The 22114-nt window shown below is 55.4% G+C and carries 24 protein-coding genes; 13 read left to right on the plus strand and 11 right to left on the minus strand.

The window, feature by feature from the left end; genetic code table 11:
* Positions 1-36: 36 nt before the first annotated feature.
* Complete coding sequence (gene smrA, locus BH714_RS06115; RefSeq protein WP_020884302.1) at positions 37-600, plus strand: DNA endonuclease SmrA; 564 nt, start codon at positions 37-39, stop codon at positions 598-600.
* Between the two features lie 37 nt (positions 601-637).
* Here the strand turns inward: smrA and tcp are convergent, their stop codons facing one another.
* On the minus strand, positions 638-2299 hold the full coding sequence (gene tcp, locus BH714_RS06120; protein ID WP_040017328.1) for a methyl-accepting chemotaxis citrate transducer: 1662 nt from the start codon (positions 2297-2299) through the stop codon (positions 638-640).
* Between the two features lie 144 nt (positions 2300-2443).
* On the opposite strand from tcp, the gene BH714_RS06125 reads away from it, so the two are divergent.
* The 3 genes from BH714_RS06125 to umuC all read left to right on the plus strand — a co-directional run bounded on the left by BH714_RS06125 (position 2444) and on the right by umuC (position 5224).
* Complete coding sequence (locus BH714_RS06125) at positions 2444-3310, plus strand: aldo/keto reductase family oxidoreductase (RefSeq protein WP_020884301.1); 867 nt, start codon at positions 2444-2446, stop codon at positions 3308-3310.
* Between the two features lie 233 nt (positions 3311-3543).
* A complete protein-coding gene (gene umuD, locus BH714_RS06130; protein WP_014169838.1) occupies positions 3544-3978 on the plus strand; it encodes a translesion error-prone DNA polymerase V autoproteolytic subunit in 435 nt (144 codons plus the stop codon).
* Positions 3962-5224, plus strand: coding sequence for a translesion error-prone DNA polymerase V subunit UmuC (umuC, locus tag BH714_RS06135; RefSeq protein WP_040017329.1), 1263 nt, complete (start codon positions 3962-3964; stop codon positions 5222-5224). The genes umuD and umuC overlap by 17 nt, the downstream gene beginning before the upstream one ends.
* A 7-nt stretch (positions 5225-5231) precedes the next feature.
* On the opposite strand, the gene BH714_RS06140 is transcribed toward umuC, so the two are convergent.
* The gene (locus BH714_RS06140; protein WP_014169840.1) at positions 5232-6113 is read right to left on the minus strand and encodes a LysR family transcriptional regulator; all 882 of its coding nucleotides are present in this window, start codon (positions 6111-6113) and stop codon (positions 5232-5234) included.
* A 97-nt stretch (positions 6114-6210) separates the two neighbouring features.
* Between BH714_RS06140 and BH714_RS06145 the strand changes: the two genes are divergently transcribed.
* On the plus strand, positions 6211-7266 hold the full coding sequence (locus BH714_RS06145) for an SDR family oxidoreductase (RefSeq protein WP_040017331.1): 1056 nt from the start codon (positions 6211-6213) through the stop codon (positions 7264-7266).
* A gap of 66 nt (positions 7267-7332) precedes the next feature.
* Here BH714_RS06145 and BH714_RS06150 read toward each other — a convergent pair whose 3' ends face one another.
* Positions 7333-8841, minus strand: coding sequence for an aminotransferase-like domain-containing protein (locus BH714_RS06150; RefSeq protein ID WP_040017332.1), 1509 nt, complete (start codon positions 8839-8841; stop codon positions 7333-7335).
* A 36-nt stretch (positions 8842-8877) separates the two neighbouring features.
* On the opposite strand from BH714_RS06150, the gene BH714_RS06155 reads away from it, so the two are divergent.
* Positions 8878-9645, plus strand: a complete 768-nt coding sequence (locus BH714_RS06155) for an arylamine N-acetyltransferase family protein (RefSeq protein WP_040017334.1) — start codon at positions 8878-8880, stop codon at positions 9643-9645.
* A gap of 119 nt (positions 9646-9764) precedes the next feature.
* Here the strand turns inward: BH714_RS06155 and BH714_RS06160 are convergent, their stop codons facing one another.
* Both BH714_RS06160 and yajD read right to left on the minus strand, forming a co-directional pair.
* On the minus strand, positions 9765-10034 hold the full coding sequence (locus BH714_RS06160) for a hypothetical protein (RefSeq protein ID WP_032681142.1): 270 nt from the start codon (positions 10032-10034) through the stop codon (positions 9765-9767).
* Positions 10035-10090: 56 nt separating this feature from the next.
* Positions 10091-10438, minus strand: coding sequence for an HNH nuclease YajD (yajD, locus tag BH714_RS06165; RefSeq protein WP_014169845.1), 348 nt, complete (start codon positions 10436-10438; stop codon positions 10091-10093).
* Positions 10439-10616: 178 nt separating this feature from the next.
* On the opposite strand from yajD, the gene BH714_RS06170 reads away from it, so the two are divergent.
* Positions 10617-11642: an LLM class flavin-dependent oxidoreductase gene (locus tag BH714_RS06170; protein WP_014169846.1), complete on the plus strand. Its 1026-nt coding sequence runs from the start codon at positions 10617-10619 to the stop codon at positions 11640-11642.
* 89 nt (positions 11643-11731) lie between these two features.
* On the opposite strand, the gene BH714_RS06175 is transcribed toward BH714_RS06170, so the two are convergent.
* On the minus strand, positions 11732-12775 hold the full coding sequence (locus BH714_RS06175; protein WP_014169847.1) for an AI-2E family transporter: 1044 nt from the start codon (positions 12773-12775) through the stop codon (positions 11732-11734).
* Positions 12776-12908: 133 nt separating this feature from the next.
* On the opposite strand from BH714_RS06175, the gene BH714_RS24460 reads away from it, so the two are divergent.
* The 4 genes from BH714_RS24460 (at position 12909) to BH714_RS06190 (ending at position 16123) form a co-directional block, all read left to right on the plus strand.
* Entirely contained in the window at positions 12909-13079 is a 171-nt protein-coding gene (locus BH714_RS24460) for a protein YdgV (RefSeq protein WP_086463355.1), read from the plus strand.
* A 117-nt stretch (positions 13080-13196) separates the two neighbouring features.
* Complete coding sequence (gene mdtJ, locus BH714_RS06180) at positions 13197-13559, plus strand: multidrug/spermidine efflux SMR transporter subunit MdtJ (RefSeq protein WP_025204323.1); 363 nt, start codon at positions 13197-13199, stop codon at positions 13557-13559.
* The gene (mdtI, locus tag BH714_RS06185) at positions 13546-13875 is read left to right on the plus strand and encodes a multidrug/spermidine efflux SMR transporter subunit MdtI (protein WP_014169849.1); all 330 of its coding nucleotides are present in this window, start codon (positions 13546-13548) and stop codon (positions 13873-13875) included. Before mdtJ ends, mdtI begins: the two co-directional genes overlap by 14 nt.
* An 85-nt stretch (positions 13876-13960) precedes the next feature.
* Complete coding sequence (locus BH714_RS06190; protein ID WP_040017341.1) at positions 13961-16123, plus strand: bifunctional diguanylate cyclase/phosphodiesterase; 2163 nt, start codon at positions 13961-13963, stop codon at positions 16121-16123.
* Position 16124: 1 nt separating this feature from the next.
* Here the strand turns inward: BH714_RS06190 and BH714_RS06195 are convergent, their stop codons facing one another.
* The 4 genes from BH714_RS06195 to BH714_RS06205 all read right to left on the minus strand — a co-directional run bounded on the left by BH714_RS06195 (position 16125) and on the right by BH714_RS06205 (position 19279).
* A complete protein-coding gene (locus BH714_RS06195) occupies positions 16125-16946 on the minus strand; it encodes a trypsin-like serine peptidase (RefSeq protein ID WP_020884292.1) in 822 nt (273 codons plus the stop codon).
* A gap of 102 nt (positions 16947-17048) precedes the next feature.
* Entirely contained in the window at positions 17049-17132 is an 84-nt protein-coding gene (gene ydgU / locus BH714_RS24560; RefSeq protein WP_021241182.1) for a small membrane protein YdgU, read from the minus strand.
* Positions 17133-17224: 92 nt separating this feature from the next.
* The gene (asr, locus tag BH714_RS06200; protein WP_032670412.1) at positions 17225-17614 is read right to left on the minus strand and encodes an acid resistance repetitive basic protein Asr; all 390 of its coding nucleotides are present in this window, start codon (positions 17612-17614) and stop codon (positions 17225-17227) included.
* 177 nt (positions 17615-17791) lie between these two features.
* The gene (locus BH714_RS06205) at positions 17792-19279 is read right to left on the minus strand and encodes a carboxypeptidase M32 (RefSeq protein ID WP_040017342.1); all 1488 of its coding nucleotides are present in this window, start codon (positions 19277-19279) and stop codon (positions 17792-17794) included.
* Between the two features lie 156 nt (positions 19280-19435).
* Between BH714_RS06205 and BH714_RS06210 the strand changes: the two genes are divergently transcribed.
* Positions 19436-19798: a cell envelope integrity TolA family protein gene (locus BH714_RS06210; RefSeq protein WP_025204320.1), complete on the plus strand. Its 363-nt coding sequence runs from the start codon at positions 19436-19438 to the stop codon at positions 19796-19798.
* Position 19799: 1 nt separating this feature from the next.
* On the opposite strand, the gene BH714_RS06215 is transcribed toward BH714_RS06210, so the two are convergent.
* Positions 19800-21053 (minus strand): MFS transporter, encoded by a 1254-nt coding sequence (locus BH714_RS06215; protein WP_020884288.1) that lies wholly within the window; start codon positions 21051-21053, stop codon positions 19800-19802.
* Positions 21054-21174: 121 nt separating this feature from the next.
* Here BH714_RS06215 and BH714_RS06220 point away from each other — a divergent pair, with 121 nt between their 5' ends.
* On the plus strand, positions 21175-22107 hold the full coding sequence (locus tag BH714_RS06220) for a LysR family transcriptional regulator (RefSeq protein WP_032678049.1): 933 nt from the start codon (positions 21175-21177) through the stop codon (positions 22105-22107).
* The last annotated feature ends 7 nt before the right edge of the window (positions 22108-22114 follow it).

A 22114-nucleotide genomic window follows, 5' to 3' on the forward strand; every position in this document is an offset into this window, starting at 1 on the left:
GTATAGTACAGGCTCAGATGTAGCGGGAGGATGTCCATGAACCCTGACGACAAATCACTTTTTCTTGACGCCATGGAGGGTATCCAGCCCCTGAAGCGCTGCACGGATATTCACTGGCAGCCGAGCCGCAACACGCGGACGCGTCAGGAGATTGATACCGAGCAACTGGATAACTTCCTGACCCTGGGCTTCCTGGAACTTCTGCCCCTGGAGGAGCCGCTGGCGTTCAGACGGGAAGGGGTGCAACAGGGCGTTATTGATAAGCTCCGCTCGGGTAAATATTCCCGCCAGGCCAGCTTAAATCTGTTACGCCAGCCCGCCGAGCGTTGCCGGCAGATGCTGTTTTCCTTTATCCGCCAGGCTGGACGCGATGGATTACGTAACCTGGTGATCATTCATGGAAAAGGGCGGGAGCAGAACGCCCATCCCAACGTGGTACGCAGCTATCTGGCGCGCTGGTTAACCGAGTTCGAGGAAGTGCAGGCCTTTTGCGTGGCGCTGCCGCATCACGGCGGCAGCGGAGCATGCTATGTTTCGCTACGAAAGTCTGACGAAGCGAAACAGGAGAACTGGGAACGGCACGCTAAGCGCAGCCGTTAAGCGCTTCTGGCGGGCGAGACGTTCGCCCGCCTGTCACTCAGAAGGTTTCCCAGTTGCTGTCGGTGGCGGTGTTGGCCGTTGCCGGGCGTAACAGCTGTGGGGTTTTCACCGTGGCCGGGCGGGGTGCGGTGGCTTTTTCCTTTCCGTTCAGGCGAAACGCTGCCACAGCCTGGCGCAGTTGTTCCGACTGATCTTCCAGGGCCGCCGCCGCCGTGGCGGATTGCTGTACCAGCGCGGCGTTTTGCTGTGTGACGCTGTCCATCTGCGAAACGGCCAGGCTCACCTGTTCGATGCCGCGGCTCTGTTCATCGGACGCCGACGAAATCTCGCCCATGATATCGGTCACGCGGGTCACGGCAGCGACAATCTCCTTCATGGTTGCGCCCGCTTCGCTGACCTGCTCTGAACCGGTATTCACCCGGCTGACGGAGTTCTCAATCAGCCCTTTGATCTCTTTCGCCGCCTGCGCACTGCGGCTGGCCAGCGTGCGGACTTCACCTGCGACGACCGCAAAGCCACGACCTTGCTCCCCGGCACGCGCGGCTTCCACCGCCGCGTTAAGCGCCAGAATGTTTGTCTGGAAGGCAATGCTGTCAATCACGCCGGTAATGTGCGCAATTTGCTGCGAGCTGTCGGCGATTTCGGTCATGGTACGGACAACGTTATCGACCACGTGACCGCCACGGGCCGCCGTTTCTGAAGCGTTCTTCGCCAGTAGCGTAGCCTGACGGGCGTTGTCGGAGTTCTGTTTAACCGTTGCGGTCAGCTCTTCCATGCTGGCTGCTGTCTCCTCCAGCGAAGCCGCCTGTTGCTCGGTGCGGGCAGACAGATCGTTGCTTCCGGCGGCTATTTCACCTGCGCCTGTGTAAATGGAGTCGGTGCTACCACGCACGGCGCTGACGGTGGTCACCAGCGACTGCTGCATCTCATGCAGACCCGCCGCCAGCTGGCCCATCTCATTGCGGCCAGACAGGGCGATATCCTGCGTCAGATCGCCGCCCGCAATGGCGCGAATATGGTTCATAATCATGTGGAGCGGTTTTAACAGCAGGTGTTGTAAACCCTGCCAGATCACCACCAGCACCGCGATAACGGCCAGGAAGATCGCTGCCAGCGTCCATTGCATCTGGGTAAAGCTGCTCAGGTTCTCTTCGGTTGCGGCTTTCAGCAGGGTGTTGTTTTCGGCGCGCCAGCGGTTATAAACCCCTTCCATATCGTCCTGGGCCTGTTGGGCATCCAGATCGCCATAGGCCTGGTAGTTGTCGGCACGCAGATACGCAATGGAGAGACGCATCACTTCATGCATCTGGCTCCATGATTTCTGCATTTCGTCGGTTAATGCCGCGTTCTGGCCGTTAACCTGCGGCATTTTCTGCCACTCTTTGTTATAGGCTTCAGCTTTAGCCAGAGAATCAGCTGCGGTGCCAAGCAGTTTGTTGATCGCCGCAAGGGACGCCGGGTCGCGCTGGTTTTTCAGGTAGCGGATCGCCACGCGGGTGACGGTGACGCGCGTTTTGATCAGCGTGTTCACGCTGTCGCTCAGGCTCTCCTGCTGGGCATTGAGCACCCCGGAGTTCTGGAAGTTATGGCGGTCGTTGCTGACGGCAGAGTAGAACAACCCTCCCGTGACAACTTGCAACAGACAGAATATGGTGAGAGCAAAGATAATACCGGTAATCACGTGCAGATTTTTCAGCATAGCGGTCGTCCGTTAGAGAAGATGCAGGGTTACACAAATACTATCGTCGTAGAGAAATTAAACTTTAATTTAACTCGCGCTTAACTACGGGGTCTGTTAAGGAACTCGTTGTAAATCCGGATCATTTTTATGAGGAAGGTCGACATGAGCAGCATTGATAAAAGCGGGACGTACGCACTTGGGTCGCGGACGGTTAAACGGCTTGGCTATGGCGCGATGCAGCTTGCCGGGCCGGGCGTGTTTGGTCCTCCAAAGGACAAAAATGCCGCGCTGGATGTGCTCCGCGAAGCGGTGGCTGCTGGGGTGAATCACATTGATACCAGCGATTTTTACGGGCCGCATATCACCAACCAGCTGATCCGCGAGGCGCTTCATCCGTACCGCGACGATCTGACGCTCGTCACCAAGATCGGTGCCCGTCGCGGCAGTGATGCCTCCTGGCTGCCGGCCTTCTCCGCGCAGGAACTGACGCAGGCGGTACATGACAACCTGCGTAATCTGCAGCTGGATGTGCTGGATGTGGTTAATCTGCGCATCATGTTCAGCGCACACGGGCCAGCAGAAGGCTCAATTGCTGAACCTCTCGCCACGCTGGCCGAGTTACAACAGCAAGGTTTGGTGCGCCATATTGGCCTGAGCAACGTCACGGCCACCCAGGTTGCGGAAGCGCAGAAGATGGTGCAGGTGGTGTGTGTGCAGAACATGTACAACATCGTGAACCGTGGCGATGATGCGCTGGTGGATTCGCTGGCGCAGCAGGGGATTGCGTATGTGCCGTTCTTCCCGCTGGGCGGTTTTACACCCCTGCAATCATCCGGGCTGCAGGCGGTCGCTGATTCGCTGGGCGTAACGGCAATGCAGGTCGCGCTGGCGTGGTTGCTGCAACGCTCGCCGAACATCCTGTTGATCCCCGGCACCTCCTCCGTGGCGCATCTGCGACAAAATCTTGCGGCGGCGGAGCTGGTGCTCCCGGCTGACGCGCTGGAAACGCTCGATTCGCTGGCGGATTAAGCCAGACAGGCATAAGCCCAAAGCAGTGCTTTGGGCTTTTTTGTCCCTCTTGAAACCTGAATGTCGCTGCCGCAGGCGTTATCTGGCTATTCTTTCGCCGATGCGCAGGATACGGCTGAATTAAATCCGCTCACACTTCAATGCGTTTGGGGTAACCCCCGTAAAGGACCTTGATCCTTGTCCATAATTCGTAATACTGTATTTATATACAGTATCTGGCGAGAAAGGCATTTATGGACACTCTCTTTTCTTATTATCCAAAGCAACCCCTTGAATTACCGTTATTTGTAGAACGCGTAGCGTGTGGTTTTCCAAGCCCGGCGCAGGATTATGTGGAGGATCGTCTCGATCTTAACCGCCTGGCCGTCAGGCATCCCAGCGCGACCTACTTTGTGAAGGTGAGCGGAGACTCGATGATCGGCGTTGGGATCGGCGATGGCGATCTGCTGGTCGTCGATCGTTCGTTAAACGCCGTGCACGGGGATATTGTGGTGGCATCCGTCGCGGGTGAGTTTACGGTCAAAGAGCTGCAGACCCGCCCGATCCTGAGGTTAGTGCCGCATAACGTTCGCTATCAGCCGATCACGTTTCAGTCCGAAGAGGAACTGCAGATCTTCGGTGTTGTCACCCACACACTCAAAACGCATAAACATGTTCGCGCTGGTTGATGTGAACAGCTTTTATGCCTCCTGCGAGACGGTGTTTCGGCCCGATCTGCGGGGCAAACCCGTGGTGGTGGTCTCCAATAACGACGGCTGCATTATTTCGCTGTCGCGGGAGGCAAAGCAGTTCGATATAAAAATGGGCGAGCCGTATTTCAAATTCAAAGAGAAGCGCTTTCCCGCGCGGGTTTACGTCTTTAGCTCGAACTATGCGCTTTATGCCGATCTCAGCAGCCGGGTGATGCAGACGCTGACCGACTTCGCCCCGGCCATAGAGATTTACTCCATTGATGAGGCGTTTGTGAACGTTGCTGGCATCAGCAACTGCATGGCGCTGGAGGCGTTTGGTCATCATATGCGCACGCAGGTGTTTAAAAATACGGGATTAACCGTTGGCGTAGGCATTGCCCCCACGAAAACGCTGGCGAAGCTGGCCAACTATGCGGCAAAGCGGTGGAGCAGCACGGGAGGCGTAGTGGATTTATCGGATCGCGAGCGGCAACGTAAACTGCTGGCGCGCGTACCGGTAGAGGAGGTGTGGGGCGTCGGGCGGCGCATTACCAAAAAACTTAATGCGATGGGCGTCACCACGGCGCTGGATCTGGCACAAGCTTCCTCGTGGGTCATCCGCAAACATTTTAACGTTGTCCTGGAGCGCACGGCACGCGAGCTGCGCGGCGAGCCCTGTCTTGATCTGGAAGAGTTCACGCCCACGAAGCAGCAGATTATCTGTAGCCGCTCGTTTGGACACCGTATTACGCAATATGAGGAGATGCACCAGGCCATTTGCGCCTACGCTGAACGGGCTGCGGAAAAGCTGCGCAGCGAGCATCAATATTGTCGCTTTATCAGCGTGTTTTTGCGTACCAGCCCGCATGCGGACAACGAGGTTTATTACGGCAATCAGGCGTCTGTCACCCTGATGACGCCCACCAATGACTCGCGCGATATCATCCGTGCCGCCACCGATGCGCTGGGGCGCATATGGCTTGACGGCTATCGCTACATGAAAGCGGGGGTGATGCTGGCGGACTTTTTCAGTAGCGGCGTCGCCCAGCTGAATTTATTTGACGATAACCGTTTGCGCGCCAACAGCGCGGCGCTGATGGCGCTGATCGACAGCGTGAATCATTCCGGGAAAGGGAAGATATGGTTTGCCGGGCAGGGGATTGAGAAATCCTGGGCGATGAAGCGCGAGATGTTGTCACCGGCTTATACGACGCGGTACGCGGATTTGCCGGTAGCGAAGTAGGCGCCGGTTATTTGGCAAGCGACGGCAGGATTTGTTCGATCACCTGTATCACGCTTCTGACGCGTTGTGGGATAAAGCGGGCGTCGGGGTAGACGGCATAGAGATACCGGTCAGGTAACCGCCAGGCCGGTAATACCGGCACCAGCGTGCCGGCTTGCAACGCCTTTGCCGCAAGCGGCAACTGCATACCGCCAATCCCGATGCCTGACTCCAGCGCCTGTAACAGGGCGTCACTGGTGTTGGCACGAAAAACGGTATGCACTTTCACGTCAATTGTTTCCTCACCGGCGATCAACCGTAGAGGCGCATCCCGCGGAATGCCGCTAAATCGCACATGGGGATGTGCCGCCAGTTCGCTGACGGAGTGTACCGCCTGAAAGCCGGGAGCAGCGAACAGCGCGGTTTCAATCCGCATCAGCAGACGTGCCGCATGCGATTGTGGAGGTTCAGCGCTAAGGCGTAGCGCGACATCCACCCCTTCGCTCACCAGGTCGGCGATGCGGTCATCCAGGGACAGCGTCAGGTGCAACGCCGGATGCAGGCGCTGAAGCGCCAGCAGAGGGGGCAAAACGATCTGCCCCAGACCGCTTGGCAACTGAACATGGACGCTGCCCTGAAACTGATGATCGGCAGGGTTCAACCGTCTCTCTGCTTCCTGCATGGCATCCAGCAAAAGCTGCATATCACGGCGATAACGTTCACCCTGCTCGGTGAGCTTCATCATTCGCGTTGTCCGATGCAGTAATACCACCCCGAGCTCCTGTTCCAGGGCGGCAATCTGCTGGCTGACGGCAGACTGCTTCATTCCGCTCTGGCGAGCGGCTGCCGAAAAGGAACCCGCTTCTGCGACGCGCAGAAAGGTGGAAATGGCGTTGAGCTTATTGTTCATTTAATGTTTTTTCTTATAAGTGCCATCGAATTCAGGGGATATGTAGGGAAAAAATAATATATCACACTGTGTCTGTCACCCTAACTGGAGAAACACCGTGAATAAGATGCAGCCACAAAACGTCGCGCTGGTCGCTGGCGCCAGCGGGATCGTAGGCAGACAGCTCGTCAAAACGCTCCTGGACAATAAATGGCAGGTGATTGGCCTGAGCCGCCATGCCTTATCCCATCCTGATGCTATTTCGCTGATCAACGTTGATTTACTGGATGCAGAGGATAGCGCCAGGGCTTTGCAAGCCGCTGGCGAGATCACCCATATTTTTTACAGCGCCTGGATGAATGCCGGGAGCTGGACGGAAATGGTTGAACCGAACGTCACGATGTTGCGCAACCTGGTCAGCAATATTGAAAAAACGGCGCCTTTGCAGACGGTAAGCCTGATGCAGGGATACAAAGTGTATGGTGCGCACCTGGGACCGTTCAAAACCCCGGCACGCGAAAGCGATCCGGGCGTACCCGGGGCAGAATTTAACGCCGCTCAGCTCGCGTGGCTCCGTGATTTTCAGCGGGGAAAATGCTGGCACTGGAATGCCATCAGGCCAGGCGTGGTGGGCAGTTCGGTGCCAGGCAATACCATGAACCTTGCACTGAGCATCGCGCTGTATGCGTCCCTGTGTAAGGCTCTGGGTTTACCTCTGCGTTTTCCCGGTTCGGAACAGACCTGGCACAGCATTGTTGATCATACTGACGCCGAATTGCTGGCGGAGGCAACGCTGTGGGCAGCCACATCACGTAGGGCTAACAACCAGGCTTTCAACGTGAATAATGGGGACATCTGGCGCTGGAGCGAGCTGTGGCCGCGCATCGCACGCTGGTTTGAACTGGACTCTGCGCCGCCGGTCAGATTGTCATTCCATCAGCTGTTTAAGGACTATCGTGCGTTATGGCGCGACATTGCCGGGGATCGCTTGGTGGAGGCGGATATTTTGCAGCTAAACGACGGGCATTTTGCCGATTTTGTCTTTAGCTGGAATTACGACATGTTTGGCGACGGCAGTAAGCTCCGCCGGTCAGGGTTCACGCGAATGCATGCAACCGATGAGATGTTTTTCAGCCTGTTCTCGCAGCTAAGAGCGGCACGTATTATTCCGTGAAAAAAGGGGAGTGCGTTTCTGACGGCAGTAAAAAACGCGAACCCGGATGCAGGGAGTAAAGAACGCTCAATGTTCACTTTCTGGAATAGGGCCAGAGGAGCCGGCCAGTTCATGACAAAGCGCGCCAATCCGATCCACCGCATTCAGCAGGAGAGGCGTGGGTTCGTTTGCACAATTTAATCGCAGGAAATTCGTTAAGTGTGCGCGGGGGGAAAACAGCGGCCCGGGGCTAACGCCAATATTCAGTGTCAGCGCGCGGCGGTGCACCTCCAGTGCATTCACCTGGTGTGGAAGTTCAACCCACAACAGGAAACCGGCAGCTGGCACGTTAACGCGTGTGCCGGGAGGGAAGCTTGCCTTGACGCGCGCAATGACGGCACCAATCCCTTCTGCGATGCGCCGCTTTAGCCGCCGCAGATGACGATCGTAGTCGCCACTGGCCAGGATTTCGCTCGTTGCGGCTTCAAACAGCGGCGCGCCTGCCCAGTCTCCGGCCATACGCGCCTGCAGGACCTGGGCGTGGTAACGTCCGGGCGCAATCCAGCCGATGCGCCATCCGGGCGCAAGCGTTTTAGACAATGAACTGCAGTAAATGACATTCCCGCTCTGGTCGAACGCTTTACAGGCCGGAGGACGTTGCCCTTCGCCGACCAGGTCGCCATAAACATCGTCCTCAATTAACGGGATGCCTGCATCTTCCAGCAGGGCAACCAGTTCCTGCTTGCGGGGGACGGACATATTGGCACCCAGCGGATTTTGCACGGTGGGCGAGGCCAGAACGGCCGCTGGATGATGGCACCGAATAGCATCGGCGAGCGGCGCCAGCAGCAACCCTTCTTGAGGATCGGTTGGGATCTCCAGCGCCTTCAGGCCCAAATCTTCCAGCAACAACAGCGTACCGAAATAGGCGGGTTGTTCTATCGCTACCACGTCGCCAGGCTGGCACACAGCCCGCAACGCCAGACGCAGCGCCTGTGTCGCGCCAGCGGTAATGATGAGATCCTCTGCACCAAAACGGCCGCCCCATTGCGCAGCCCGGGCGGCAATCTTACTGCGCAAATCAACCCGTCCCGGAGGAAGGCTATAGCTTTGCCCACGCGCTTCCAGACGTCGACCTGCAGACTGCAGCGCACGTTGCAGGGTATCGCCTGGCAGCCACGCGGGGTCGGGCAAGGCAGCCCCCAGCGGTACCAGCCGGGCTTCTGCACTACTGAATAACGATCGCGCGACGGCTGACATTGTCACAGGCACGGGGCCGGGCAGGGAACGGGTGGGCTGCACGCATCGGGACAGGCGGGTCTGACGGACGTAGTAGCCCGAACGCGGACGCGCAACGATCAGGCCTTCGGCCTCAAGGCAGCGGAGTGCTTCCAGTGCCGTCGGGAGACTGACCTGTTCGCGCTCGGCCAGTTTACGTGCAGAGATCATCCGGTCGCCGATTTGCAACGCGCCAGAAGCCAGCGTAAGACGCAGCATCTCAGCAATCCGACGGTAATGGGGGGACGGGGCGGCCATGGGGATCTGTGCAGTCAAATTTTCGATAAAACTGACTATACAGCCAATGAAGTGCCCCATCTATAGTGTCCGGCATGTTCCAGACAAGGAGGCACTATGCACAGCGACAATTTCGATATTTCTGCCTATTTCAGGCGCATAAACTATACCGGCCCGGCGGCTGCCGATACTGCAACTCTGCATGCGCTGATGCGCCATCAGCTCTTTTCGATACCCTTTGAAAATGGGGATGTACAGGCGGGTAAAGTCGTCTCGCTGGTACCCGAAGACATTGCCGATAAGCTGCTGAGGCAGAAGCGCGGCGGCTACTGCTATGAGGTGAATGGGCTATTTGCGATGGCGCTGGAGGCATTGGGCATTCGCTGGCGTTTTGTCGCGGCGCGCCCGATGTTCTACCCGGTGCGTCGGCCTAAAACCCATATGGCACTCATTGCTGAGATTGGCGGTCGTCAGTGGCTTTGTGACCTCGGGTTCGGTAGCTACGGCATCCGTGCGCCGATGGCGTTAGACATGCTTGATACGGATATCCGGCAGGATTTCGACACGTTCCGGCTGACCCGTAACGCGGAGGGTGAGTATCTGCTTCAGGCATGGGTGGAGGGTAAATGGGCCAGTCAGTACGGCTTTGACCTCTCTCCTCAGGAGTGGATTGATTTTGTGCCTGCCAACTACCTTAACTCCACGCACCCGGACGCCATTTTTGTGCAGAAGCTGCTCGTCGTACAGCATCGCCCGGAAGGACGCCAGATTTTGCTGGGTAATGTGCTGAAAACGATCACCGCGCAGGGCGTGGAAACGCAGCAGCTGGCAGAAGATGACATTGCCTCTGTACTGAAAAATTGTTTTGCGCTGACGGTTGAGTGATCCGCAGGGGGCGCTGGACTGTAACGAGTCTGCGCATGCGCCCCCGGCTTATCATCGACAATGCGAACTGTTAAAGACAGAGGCTACCTGAGACGTCTTCAGGGCAGAAACCGTATCCGCTACGTAAAAAGCGTCGTAATAATCGACCCTATAATATACAGGGAAAGGATGCCCTGGATGCTACTTAAAGCCCACCGCAAATAGCGCCACTGGTAGCGTTCTCTGGCATTGGCCTCGGCAATGGGGCCGGTAGCGTCAGGGGCTTCTTTTCTGAAGCGCTGCAGGGTTTGATGACACCACCACACCAGCAGTAATACCAGCACGGTTTTCGTGAGCAGTGAGCCATAAGCATTGAAAAAAACGTCCCAGTAGCAACGGAGTGTATCCATATCCTTTTACCTGTAACTGTACGGCCCATATGACGAAGAGGGGCAATATTAGGGAATTATTTTTTCTTATTCATCATCGCTTTTAGATCGGCAAACGGGTTGAAAGTGGCCACGCCCATGTCTTTTTGCGCGTCTTCACCCGCCACAACGGTGGTGCCGTACTGATCTGCTTCGGTGTATTTCGAGTGTTCATGGTCGTGGCAAAACAGGCACAACAGCTCCCAGTTGCTGCCATCTTCCGGGTTATTAGTATGATCGTGATCGATATGGTGAACCGTGAGCTCGCGCAGGTTTGAATAGACGAACTCGCGTGAGCAGCGTCCACAGACCCAGGGATAGATTTTTAATGCCTTTTCACGGTAGCCACTTTCCAGTCGCGCGTAGTTTTTAGGGATCAGAGCCATTGCCGGTTTTACCTGCCAGGGAAAAAGAAAGACGCACTATATCTCATTATGGGGCGTCATTGCGATCCGCTCAATTCAGTCAATTTATTTGAATTATTCCGTTAAATAAAGGGCATTTATTCTCCCCGGGTAATGCGTAAAGTAGAGATAACGCAAAGCATCATCAGGATATCTCGTTATGAAAAAGATCGGCTTTTTGTCATTTGGTCACTGGACACCGTCACCTCAGTCCGGCACGCGTTCCGCGGCGGACACTCTGTTGCAATCCATCGACCTGGCCGTCGCCGCTGAAGAGCTGGGCGCAGATGGTGCCTATTTCCGTGTGCATCATTTTGCCCGTCAACTCAGCTCTCCATTCCCCTTACTGGCGGCGATCGGTGCCAAAACGAAAAGCATCGAAATCGGTACTGGTGTGATCGATATGCGCTATGAAAATCCGATGTACATGGCGGAAGATGCGGGCGCGGCGGATTTAATCTCCGGCGGACGTTTGCAGCTGGGGATCAGCCGGGGCTCTCCGGAGCAGGTCATTGATGGCTGGCGTCATTTTGGTTATGTCCCGCAGGAAGGGGAAAATGAATCAGATATGGCACGCCGACACACCGAGGTACTGCTCGAGGTGCTGCGCGGAGAAGGGTTTGCAAAACCAAACCCACAACCCATGTTCCCAAATCCACCGGGACTGCTGCGCCTGGAACCACATTCCGAAGGTTTACGTGAGCGCATCTGGTGGGGCGCAGGGTCGAACGCGACAGCGGTATGGGCTGCAAAACTGGGGATGAACCTGCAAAGCTCAACCCTGAAAGATGATGAAACCGGTGAGCCATTCCATATTCAGCAGGCAAAACAGATCCGCGCCTACCGACAGGCCTGGGCGGAAGCCGGGCATACTCGTCAGCCGCGCGTCTCGGTCAGCCGCAGTATTTTTGCGCTGATGGACGATCGTGACCGCATGTACTTCGGCGCAAGCCGGAACGACAGCGATAGCGTGGGTTACCTTGATGAGAAAACGCGCGCCATTTTCGGACGCAGCTATGCCGCTGAGCCTGAAAAGCTGATTGAGCAGTTGAAACAGGACGAAGCGATTGCCGAAGCGGACACCTTATTGCTCACCGTGCCGAACCAGCTCGGAGTGGATTACAACGCGCATGTTATCGAATCCATTCTGAAGCATGTTGCACCGGCAATGGGATGGCGCGAGTAGCCATTTTGTTGTGCGCCGAGCGCGAAGGCCGTAACGCCTGCCTGTCTCGTCACCCCCGGTAAGGGGGACGAGGCAGGCATCTGCGGAGGTTATTCGACTGGCTTATGGCTCATATCACTCAGCAGCACGGCGATACTTTGCCCGCCTGCCGTCTGTTCGAGGCCAATCTTCACAATGATGGTCAGCGGAACGGAGAGCAACATGCCGACCGGGCCGAGCAGCCATCCCCAAAAGATAAGGGACAGAAATACCACCAGCGTGGACAATCCCAGACCACGCCCCATCATGCGTGGCTCAAGAATGTTCCCGAACACCAGGTTAATCACCAGATACCCGGCCAGCAGAATCAGCGCATCATAGAACCCACTGAACACCAGCACCTGCAGAATAGGGGGGATAGCGGCCAGCACCGAACCGATGTTGGGGATATAGTTGAGCGCAAAGGCCAGTAATCCCCAGACGAACGCAAACCGGACATCCAGCGCCATCAGCATTCCCCAGACCACGGCCCCGGTGACCAGGCTAATGGCGGTTTTCAGGACCAGATAGCGGGAGACACTATCCAGCGCGCGTTGAATCGCTCCCATGCCTTCAACCGGACGGACCATTATTTGCTGCAGTTTTGCGGGCAGTTGCGGCACTTCCAGCAGCATGAACACCACCGTTAAAAACAGCAGGAAAATCGAGGTCATGGCGTTAGAGAGCTGCGCCAGCAGGCCGGTGACGAGGGTCATGGCGGCATTCGGATCAATGTACTTCAGCAACTCCTCAACGGAGACTTCGATTCCCGCACGTTGCAGCCAGGGTTCAAGCTGCAACAGCGGTATCGCCAGCGACGAGCGGTATTTCGGTAACGTTCGCGTCAGTTCATTCAGGGAGGTGCCGAGATAAGCGACCAGCAGCACCATGGCAATAATAATGATGCTGATAAGCATCGTGATTGCCAGCACGCGCGGGATGCGGAACCGCGTCATGCGCTGTATGAGCGGGTTAAGGATCACCGCAATAAACAGGGCCAGAATAAACGGCACGATGATGTCGGCGGCAAAACGGACGCCCGTCAATATGATCACCAGCATGCCCAGCATGATGACAATTTTTAGCCCGTTCAGGGTAATGATGGGTTTAGCCATGGGGGTTCCTGAATAATATTTTTATTTATAATAAAGGCGAAAGCCGTTTCAATAAACTAACCAAAATCAAACGGGATGGGTAAAGAATTGAAAAGACTTTGAGTAAAAGCCTTACTTATGGTACAAATTTGGCGTGTTCAACTACCGAGGACAATTTTCATCCGCAAAGACGAGAAGCAACAACGCGGATAATTGTAATTTTATGGACAATTTGTTCAGGACGTATTCTTCAAACAACACCGCTGTATTTTTCACTTCCTTCTGCCTTCTTTCTGGTGAGCAACACTGGCGCAACGCGCTATAGTCACATCTTCTGCCTGAGCTGGCGCTACGCGCTTAGCTGTCTGATTTAATTTCATATTTTTGGGTTTGCTGCACGCAGCAGGCCACGATGGATTATATTCTCAAGCAGGAGAAAAACATGTTTTACTGGATTTTATTAGCCCTTGCTATTATCGCTGAAATTACCGGCACGCTGTCGATGAAATGGGCAAGCGTCAGCGATGGCAATACCGGCTTTATTTTAATGCTGGTGATGATTTCACTTTCCTATATTTTCCTGTCGTTTGCAGTGAAGAAAATTGCGCTGGGTGTGGCCTATGCGCTGTGGGAAGGGATCGGTATTTTGTTAATCACCCTGTTCAGCGTCTTATTATTTGACGAAACATTATCAACAATGAAGATTGCCGGGTTAACGACGCTGGTAGCAGGTATCGTGCTGATTAAATCGGGTACACGCAAACCGACTAAGCAGCCGAAGGAGCAGACCCATGCAGCAGTTTGAATGGATCCACGCGGCCTGGTTGGGGTTTGCCATCGTGCTGGAGATTTTAGCGAACGTCCTGCTAAAATTCTCTGACGGTTTTCGTCGTAAAATTTACGGACTGTTGTCGATTGCCGCCGTACTGGGGGCGTTCAGCGCCCTGTCACAGGCGGTGAAGGGTATCGATCTGTCCGTGGCCTATGCGCTGTGGGGCGGGTTTGGTATTGCCGCCACCCTGGCAGCCGGCTGGGTGCTGTTCGGTCAGCGTTTAAATAACAAAGGTTGGATTGGACTGATATTGCTGCTTGCTGGCATGATCATGATAAAACTCGCCTGATACACGTTAAGCCATTATTTACAGGCAGCGAAATTCGCTGCCTGTATTACTCTTAAAAAAAGCAAAACATTGAAGAGGATGGCTAATGTATCGCACATTAAGCTGGCGCAATATTCCCACCGCGAGAACATTGTTCGCCATGATCTTCATGGCGGGGATCGGCTTAATCATCTCCATTGTCGCGCTGCTCTATTTATCTCTGCACCTGATCAGCACCAAAACCAATGAAATTGACGAGCACCGCACCACGCTTTCCGTGCAGGGTGCGATACAAACGTCGGTTAACCGTGTCTCGACCCTGGTGATTGATAATGCCGTCTGGGACGATGCGGTACGCGAGGTCTACCGCCCAAAGCTCGATACCGAATGGTTATACAACACCTGGGGAGCGGGCTTTAAAGTCAATAACCTCTATGACGGCACTTTCGTGCTGGATGAGCATTTCAACGTTATCTGGGGATCGTTTCAAAGCCAGCCTTTTGCGGAGTCGAATCTCAACTTTTTTGGCAAAGGCCTGCAAGCGCTTATTCAGCAGCACGGACGTGAATTACCCAGCCAGAAGAATATTTATGCCGGGATCACCCGAACGCGTCACGGCGTCGCGTTTGTCGGAATAGGGCTGATCCGACCGATGATCGGGCGATTGCAGGTTAACGACGGTACACGCCGCTATCTGGTGATTACCCGCCATTTGAATAGCGGCATATTATCCGATCTGGGGCAGACCTTTCAGATTGATAACCTCAACTTTACCCCGGATAAAATCAACAGTCTGAGTATGCCGCTGCGCAGTTCTGCTGGGGAGTTACTGGGTTACCTCAACTGGCAGGCACGCCTTCCTGGCGCGCAGGCGGCCCGGGCCGCATCATCTGATATCACGCAGATAGTGGTGCTGGCATCGGTGCTGATCCTGCTGTTTATTATGGTAAGCTGCGTGGGCCTGTACAAACTGGCCCGCGGAGAAAGCCAGGCGCGTCTGGTCGCCAGAACGGACTGGCTAAGCCATCTGCCGAACCGCCGCGCACTCATTGAAGCGCTGGACCGCGTGAGTTTGCGTGGCGATATTGACGTCAAAAGCGTGGTGTTTATCGATCTGGATGGCTTCAAGGACGTCAACGATATCTACGGCCACAGCCTCGGTGACGATCTCATTGTGACCATTGCCAAAACGCTGAATGAATGCGTTCCACCGGGCGGGATGCTGGCGCGCATGGGAGGCGATGAGTTTGCCATGACCATCGGCGGTGAAGGGGCAGAAGCGCTGGCGACCACCTTTGCTGAATCCGTACTGGATTTTCTCAATACCCCTATTCGTCTGGGGGAGCGCACCATTCATATCGGCGCCAGCATCGGGATTGCCAGCGGAACCCTGATTGAATGCACCAGTTCCGAGCTGTTTCGCCGCGCCGATATCGCCATGTACCATTCCAAAATTAGCGGGAAAGGGCGTGTCACCCACTATGACGCGGCGCTGAATAACGCCCGGGAACGCAAGCTTGCGATTGAAAACCAGATCCGTAACGGACTGGAGCGAGACGAGTTTGAGGTCTGGTACCAGCCGATTATTGACGCCCGCAGTCAGAAAATGAGCAGTGTGGAAGCGCTGGTTCGCTGGCCGCGTCGTCCGGAAGGTGAACTCGGTCCGGATACCTTCATTTCCATTGCGGAAACGAGTGGGCTGATTTACAAACTGGGCCAGTTTGTTTTGCAGCGTGCCTGCCAGGATCTGGAGCCGTACAGCGAATTGAAGCTCTCCGTTAATATCTCCCCGGCGCAGTTTCGCGACCCTGAATTCGAAGAAAAAGTGGCCTGGGTTCTGGAAAGCACCCGTTTCCCGGCCAGGCGACTCCAGCTCGAAGTCACGGAGACCTATGTACTGGAAAACCCCGAGCGTGCCCGCACGGCGATTGCCAACCTTAAAGCGCTGGGCACCGCGGTGGCGCTGGATGATTTTGGCACGGGCTATTCGAGTATCGGCTATTTGCGGCGTTTTAATTTCGACACCATTAAGATCGATAAATCACTGGCCGGGCTGGTGGACAACGATGAGCAGGCGGCGGCGCTGGTGAGCGGTACGGTGAGGATCGCCAATGCCCTGGGCATGGCGGTGGTCGCAGAAGGGGTGGAAAACGAAAAGCAGATGAAATTGTTACGGCTGGCTGGCTGCGATCAGCTGCAGGGGTTCTGGTTCAGCCAGCCGATGCCGATTGAATCAATCAGGGCGTTACGTCAGGTCAGACAGTGCTGAGCTACTGCTGCGCCAGTGCTTCCAGCTTGTCACGAAAACCGGTCACGGCTAAGGCCCGGTTATCTGCACGCCATCTGTCTTTTGCCGCTGGCGCAGAGCTTTGAACCCCAATCAGCTGCCAGCCGTTATCCGTTTTTAACATCAGCGGCGAGCCGCTGTCACCGGGTAACGTATCGCACTGATGTGAGAGCACGCTGTTTTGCGCCCATCCTGTGACAATACAGTCCGTGTGGGTGTAAAGCGCGTCCAGATGATCGACAGGGTAGCCTGATTGCGTCACCTTACGGTCGGCGGCTTTCAGTGCGGCAGTGAGCGCGGCTTTGTCTCCGTCAAATAACGGAAGCGGGGTAATGCCAGAAGGCGGGTAGCGCAAAATGATCAGGCCAAAATCCCAGGATGCCGCTGACGGAGGCACTATCCAGCCGTCACCGTCAGGCTTCAGACGTTTGCCGAGAGAAGCATCAACGCGTCCCTCAATACCGTGAATTTCATAACGCCACATCCCTTTTTGCGACACAAACCGCAGGGCAACGGCTTTGTCTGGCTTGCCGTCTGGCGGTGTCAGCAGGCAGTGGCCTGCCGTCAGGGCAAGTTGCGGGGTAATCAGCGTAGCGGTACATAAATTACCGCTGGCGGTTTCCAGTTGCCCGATAGCGTCCCAGGGTGCCTGGGTAGGATCGGCGACGCGCGTACGATCGTCATGACCGAAAAACAGCGTTTTAAGCTCTTTCGCGCTAATGGTTTCATCACCGCCATCATCCGCATGTGAGAATCCAGAAAAAAGACCAAACGTTCCCAGTAACAACACAACAGATTTACGCATATCACACTCTGGTGGGGGCAATTATGATTATTAAAAGTGAACCCTATGAAAATACTATAGACGGGACAGCGCTAAAGTGGGAGTAAAATCAGCGTGCTACGATCAGGAAAGATAAAAATGGCTTGCGATGAGCGCGCATAAAATAAGCAGGATAAGAATCAGCTCAAACCGATAGCGCCGCAGCATACGCCCTCCGGATAAAAAAAACGGCGCTGGACCTTTCCGGTTCAGCGCCGGTTTACCAACGAGCCCCGAAAGGCACGGTTAAGCTTGTACTCTTACGCAGCTGGCTGTGCAGCTGGTTTAGCAGCTTCGTGTTTTACTGCTTTTTTGTGATGCTTTTTAGCCGCCTGGGCTTTCTGTTCTACAGCAGGTTTGGTCGCTTTTTTGTGGTGCTTTTTAGCGGCCTGCGCTTTCTGCTCTACAGCCGGTTTAGCGGCATCTTGTTTAACGGCTTTTTTGTGGTGTTTTTTAGCAGCCTGCGCTTTTTGCTCTGCAGCAGGTTTAGCGGCTTTATGGTGTTTCTTGTGGTGTACGGTTTTTGCCGGAGCAGCAGTCGTCGTTGCAGCTGGCGCAGCAGCAGCCGGTGCGGCAGTGGTTTCAGCAGCAAACGCAGCAGAAGACAGACCCATAGCAGCGGCAACAACCAGAGCTAATACTTTTTTCATGTTCATACCCTCAAATTTGGTTTTTCATTTAACCCCACTGCGGGGCCGTTGAAAGAACTATATCCCTGTAAATTCGGGGTTTCCGTGAGTGATTGGTATCGGCGTGTAACGGAATGTACAAAGGGCGGTACAGGGTGCGCAAAAGGAAAACGGCCGGAGCGCACTCCGGCCGCTGGATTACAGATAACGGGACGTCAAATGCTCGCGGAAGTAACGGATATTCAGGTCTTCACCCGTCGCCTGGGTAATCAGTTGCGAAGTGGTGAAGCGGCTACCGTGCTGCCAGATATTCTGACGCAGCCAGTCAAACAGGGCGGAGAAATCGCCCTCAGCGATGGAGGACTGCAGACCCGGCAGCGCCGTTTTGGCCGCATGGAACAATTGCGCGGCGTACATCGCGCCGAGCGTGTAGGACGGGAAGTAGCCAAAACCGCCGTCGGTCCAGTGAATGTCCTGCATACAGCCGTTGCGGTAGTTATCTTTGGTTGATAACCCGAGCCAGGCCTGCATTTTCTCATCCCACAGCGCCGGAATGTCATCCACCTCGATATCGCCATTGATCAGCGCACGTTCAATTTCATAGCGCAGCACCACATGTGCCGGGTAGCTGACTTCGTCGGCATCGACGCGGATATAGCCCGGTTTCACGCGCTGGTTCCAGGCAATAAAGTTCTCTTCACTGAACGCCGCCTGACTGCCAAAACGGGCGTGAACCGCAGGGAGGAGATGTTTAAGGAAAGCGTCGCTGCGCCCCAGCTGCATCTCAAAGAACAGGCTCTGGGATTCGTGGATCGCCGTTGAACGGGCCAGCGCGACAGGTTGACCGGCCCACGTTCGCGGCAGGTTTTGCTCGTAGCGCGCGTGTCCGGTTTCGTGGATCACGCCAAACAGCGCGCTGAGCAGCTCGTCCTCATCATAACGCGTGGTGATGCGCACATCTTCCGGCACGCCACCGCAGAACGGGTGTGCACTGACGTCCAGGCGACCGCCGTTAAAATCAAAGCCGAGCATCTTCATGGCTTCAAGCCCAAGTTCACGCTGCGTTGCCGTCGGGAAGGGGCCCTGCGGCGGAACGAACGACTGCTGAGCCTGTTTTTCCACAACGTTTGCCAGCAGGTCCGGCAGCCAGGATTTCATATCCGCGAACAGTACGTCCAGACGCGCGCTGGTCATGTCCGGCTCGAAAATATCCAGCAGCGCGTCGTAAGGGCTGCAGCCTTTGGCTTCAGCACGCAGGCGAGCCTCCTCACGGCTCAGTTTGACGACCTCTTTCAGGTTGGCGGCAAACCCCTGCCAGTCATTGGCCGGGCGCTGAGTACGCCAGGCGTGCTCACATTTGCTGCCTGCCAGCGATTTGGCTTCCACCAGCGCTTCCGGCAACAGCGACGCCTGCTGGTAATGACGCGTCATTTCACGCAGGTTGGCTTGTTCAATATCATTCAGGTCCTCACCGGCCGCGGCGGTGAGCCATTCCCCCACCTTTTTATCGGTCAGGATTTGGTGTTGCAGAACGCTCATTTCGGCCAGCGCTTCACCGCGCGCGGCACTGCCGCCCGGCGGCATCATGGTAAACATATCCCAGCTGGCGATGGCGGAGAGGTGGGAGAAACGGGAGAGGCGCTGGAAGGTGCGGGTGAGTTGTTGGTAGTGGCTGTTTTCGCTCATTTCGTTTTCTCTTTGCAAGGCGATGTTTCAGGCATGAAGAGTGAGTAGTATCAAAATTCCCGCCTGAATCCAAGCCATTACCCCTTAGAGTTTGGTGCTATTTCGTTCAGTAACGCTGTGTTATAACCCTAAAAAAAAACGACTGCCGGATGGAAAATGAACAAGGTTGTGAGTGTAGGGATTGCAGTGTTGCTGACGGGGTGCCAGACACATCATCATGACGTGATCCCGTTCAACACCGAAGAAGACTCTGCGCACGCATGGGCGTTTGCGTATGTGGAAACAGTGAAACAAAGGATGACGACCACAGAGCAGTATGAAGGGAAGCTCTGCTCGTTAAAGATTCACCAGCCCAAAGGCGCGGCCTATGTGACCCACATTCAGGTGGTAAAAGGCAGCGATCCGGAACTGTGTAAGGCCGCCATTGCGGCCTTACAGTCTGCCAGTGACGATCATGTGCTCCCAGTGGTACCTGATGAGCGTATCGGGGAAAACTACACGCTCGATTTCAAACCCTGAATCAGTGTAGCCGCTGGTGTAAACGGGTCCCTACCAACAGCGCCCCGCAGAGCATCAGCGCAATAAAACCGCCCACGCCGTTCCAGCCATAGTTATGCCAGAACACCCCACCCAGCGTCCCCGCAAAGCTGGAACCGAGGTAATAGCTGAACAGATACAAAGACGACGCCTGGCCTTTGGCCCGGCGAGCGCGTGGCCCAATCCAGCTGCTGGCCACCGAGTGAGCGGCGAAGAAACCGGCAGAGAAAAGCAGCATCCCGGCGAAGATAAGCCACAGGGAGGCGAAAAGGGTCATCAACAGGCCGAGCAGCATGACGGCCGTAGAGACCAGCATAACCGGACCGCGTCCAAAGCGGGCCGTCATCGCTCCGGCTTTAGGTGAACTCCACGTACCGGTGAGATACGCTACAGAGAGCAGACCCACCACCGCCTGGCTCAGGTGCCACGGAGAGAGCATCAGGCGATAGCCGATATAGTTAAACAACGTAACGAATGAGCCCATCAGCAGAAAGCCGGTCAGGAACAGCAGCGGCAACCCTTTGTCACGCCAGTGCAGACGGAAGTTGATGAACAGCGTTTTCGGGCGCAGGGAGGTGGAACGAAAATGACGTGATTCCGGAAGGATTCTCCAGAACATCAGCGCAGACGCAAGGGCAAAGCAGCCGATCACCGCCAGCGCAATACGCCAGTTAAAGAAGTCCGTAAACACCCCGCTCAGCAGACGTCCACTCATTCCGCCAATCGAGTTCCCGCTGATGTACAGCCCCATAGAGAAGGCGACAAAGCTCGGGTGGATCTCTTCGCTGAGATAGGTCATCCCGACCGCCGCCACACCGCTCAGGGATAACCCAATCAGCGCGCGCATCACCAGGATACCGTGCCAGCTGGTCATCATCGTGGAAAGTAACGTACAAATCGAAGCCAGCATCAGGGCGGTAACCATCACCTGTTTACGGCCAATGGCGTCGGAAAGTGGCCCGGTGAAAAGCAGACCAATCGCCAGCATGCCGGTAGAGATGGAGAGCGAAATACTGCTGCTGGCAGGCGATACGCCAAATTCATGGGAAAGAACGGGCAGGATCGGCTGAACGCAATAGAGCAGGGCGAAGGTTGCCAGACCCGCTGAGAAAAGCGCCAGCGTGACGCGCATGAACTGGGGGGTACCACGTTTAATGAACTGAACCGGCTGCGATGCTGCGGGTAAATCATCAATATCTCTGGCCGGATCGATATCAATGGTAGATGTACGACTCACACAATGTCCTTGCTTAAACATCCCCGTGGTTTCGGGTGACGGGTATGACCACACGATCAGAGTAGGAAAATGTAAATATTCTGTCTAATATATTAATAATCTCAAATGATACTTTAAAAATATGAATATCGAACTGCGTCATCTGCGCTACTTTGTCGCCGTCGCTGAAGAGCTTCATTTTGGCCGCGCGGCGGCAAGACTGAATATCTCACAACCCCCGCTAAGCCAGCAGATTCAGATCCTTGAGCAACAGGTCGGGGCGCGCCTTCTGGCACGGACCAACCGCAGCGTGAGCCTGACGGCGGCCGGGAAGCAATTTCTGGCCGACAGCCGACAAATTCTCAGTATGGTGGATGAGGCGGCAGCCCGGGCAGAGCGGCTTTATCTCGGGGAAACCGGAGAGTTGCGGATTGGGTTTACCTCGTCTGCACCGTTTATCAGCGCTGTTTCGCAGACCCTGTCGTCGTTTCGCCGGCATTTTCCGGATGTGCATATTCAGACGCGCGAAATTAATACCCGCGAGCAAATCGCTCCGCTGAATGAAGGTTCTCTTGATTTAGGTCTGATGCGTAACACCCAACTCCCGGATACGCTGGCGTGGCAGGTTATTCTGCGCGAACCGTTGATGGCAATGATCCCGCACGATCATCCGCTCGCCTCGCGTTCGGCGGTCACGCTGGCAGAGCTGGCAAAAGAGCCGTTTGTTTTTTTCGACCCGCAGGTAGGTACCGGTCTGTACGACGATATTCTGGGCCTGTTACGACGCTACGATCTTGCCCCGATCATTACGCAGGAAGTCGGGGAAGCGATGACCATTATTGGGCTTGTCGCGGCGGGGCTGGGTGTCTCTATTCTTCCGGCCTCGTTTAAACGGGTACAATTGCGTGAAATGCGCTGGGTTGCTATCGCCGAAGACGATGCTGTTTCGGAAATGTGGCTGGTATGGTCGAAACATCATGAGCAGAGCCATGCAGCGCAGCGGTTTAAAGCACAGCTATTAAGCGCCTCTGCAGGACGATATTTAGAGGGAAAAGTGGGTAAAAATGTGCAGTAAATCACAT

Source organism: Enterobacter ludwigii, assembly GCF_001750725.1.
GTDB classification, from domain to species: Bacteria; Pseudomonadota; Gammaproteobacteria; order Enterobacterales; family Enterobacteriaceae; genus Enterobacter; species Enterobacter ludwigii.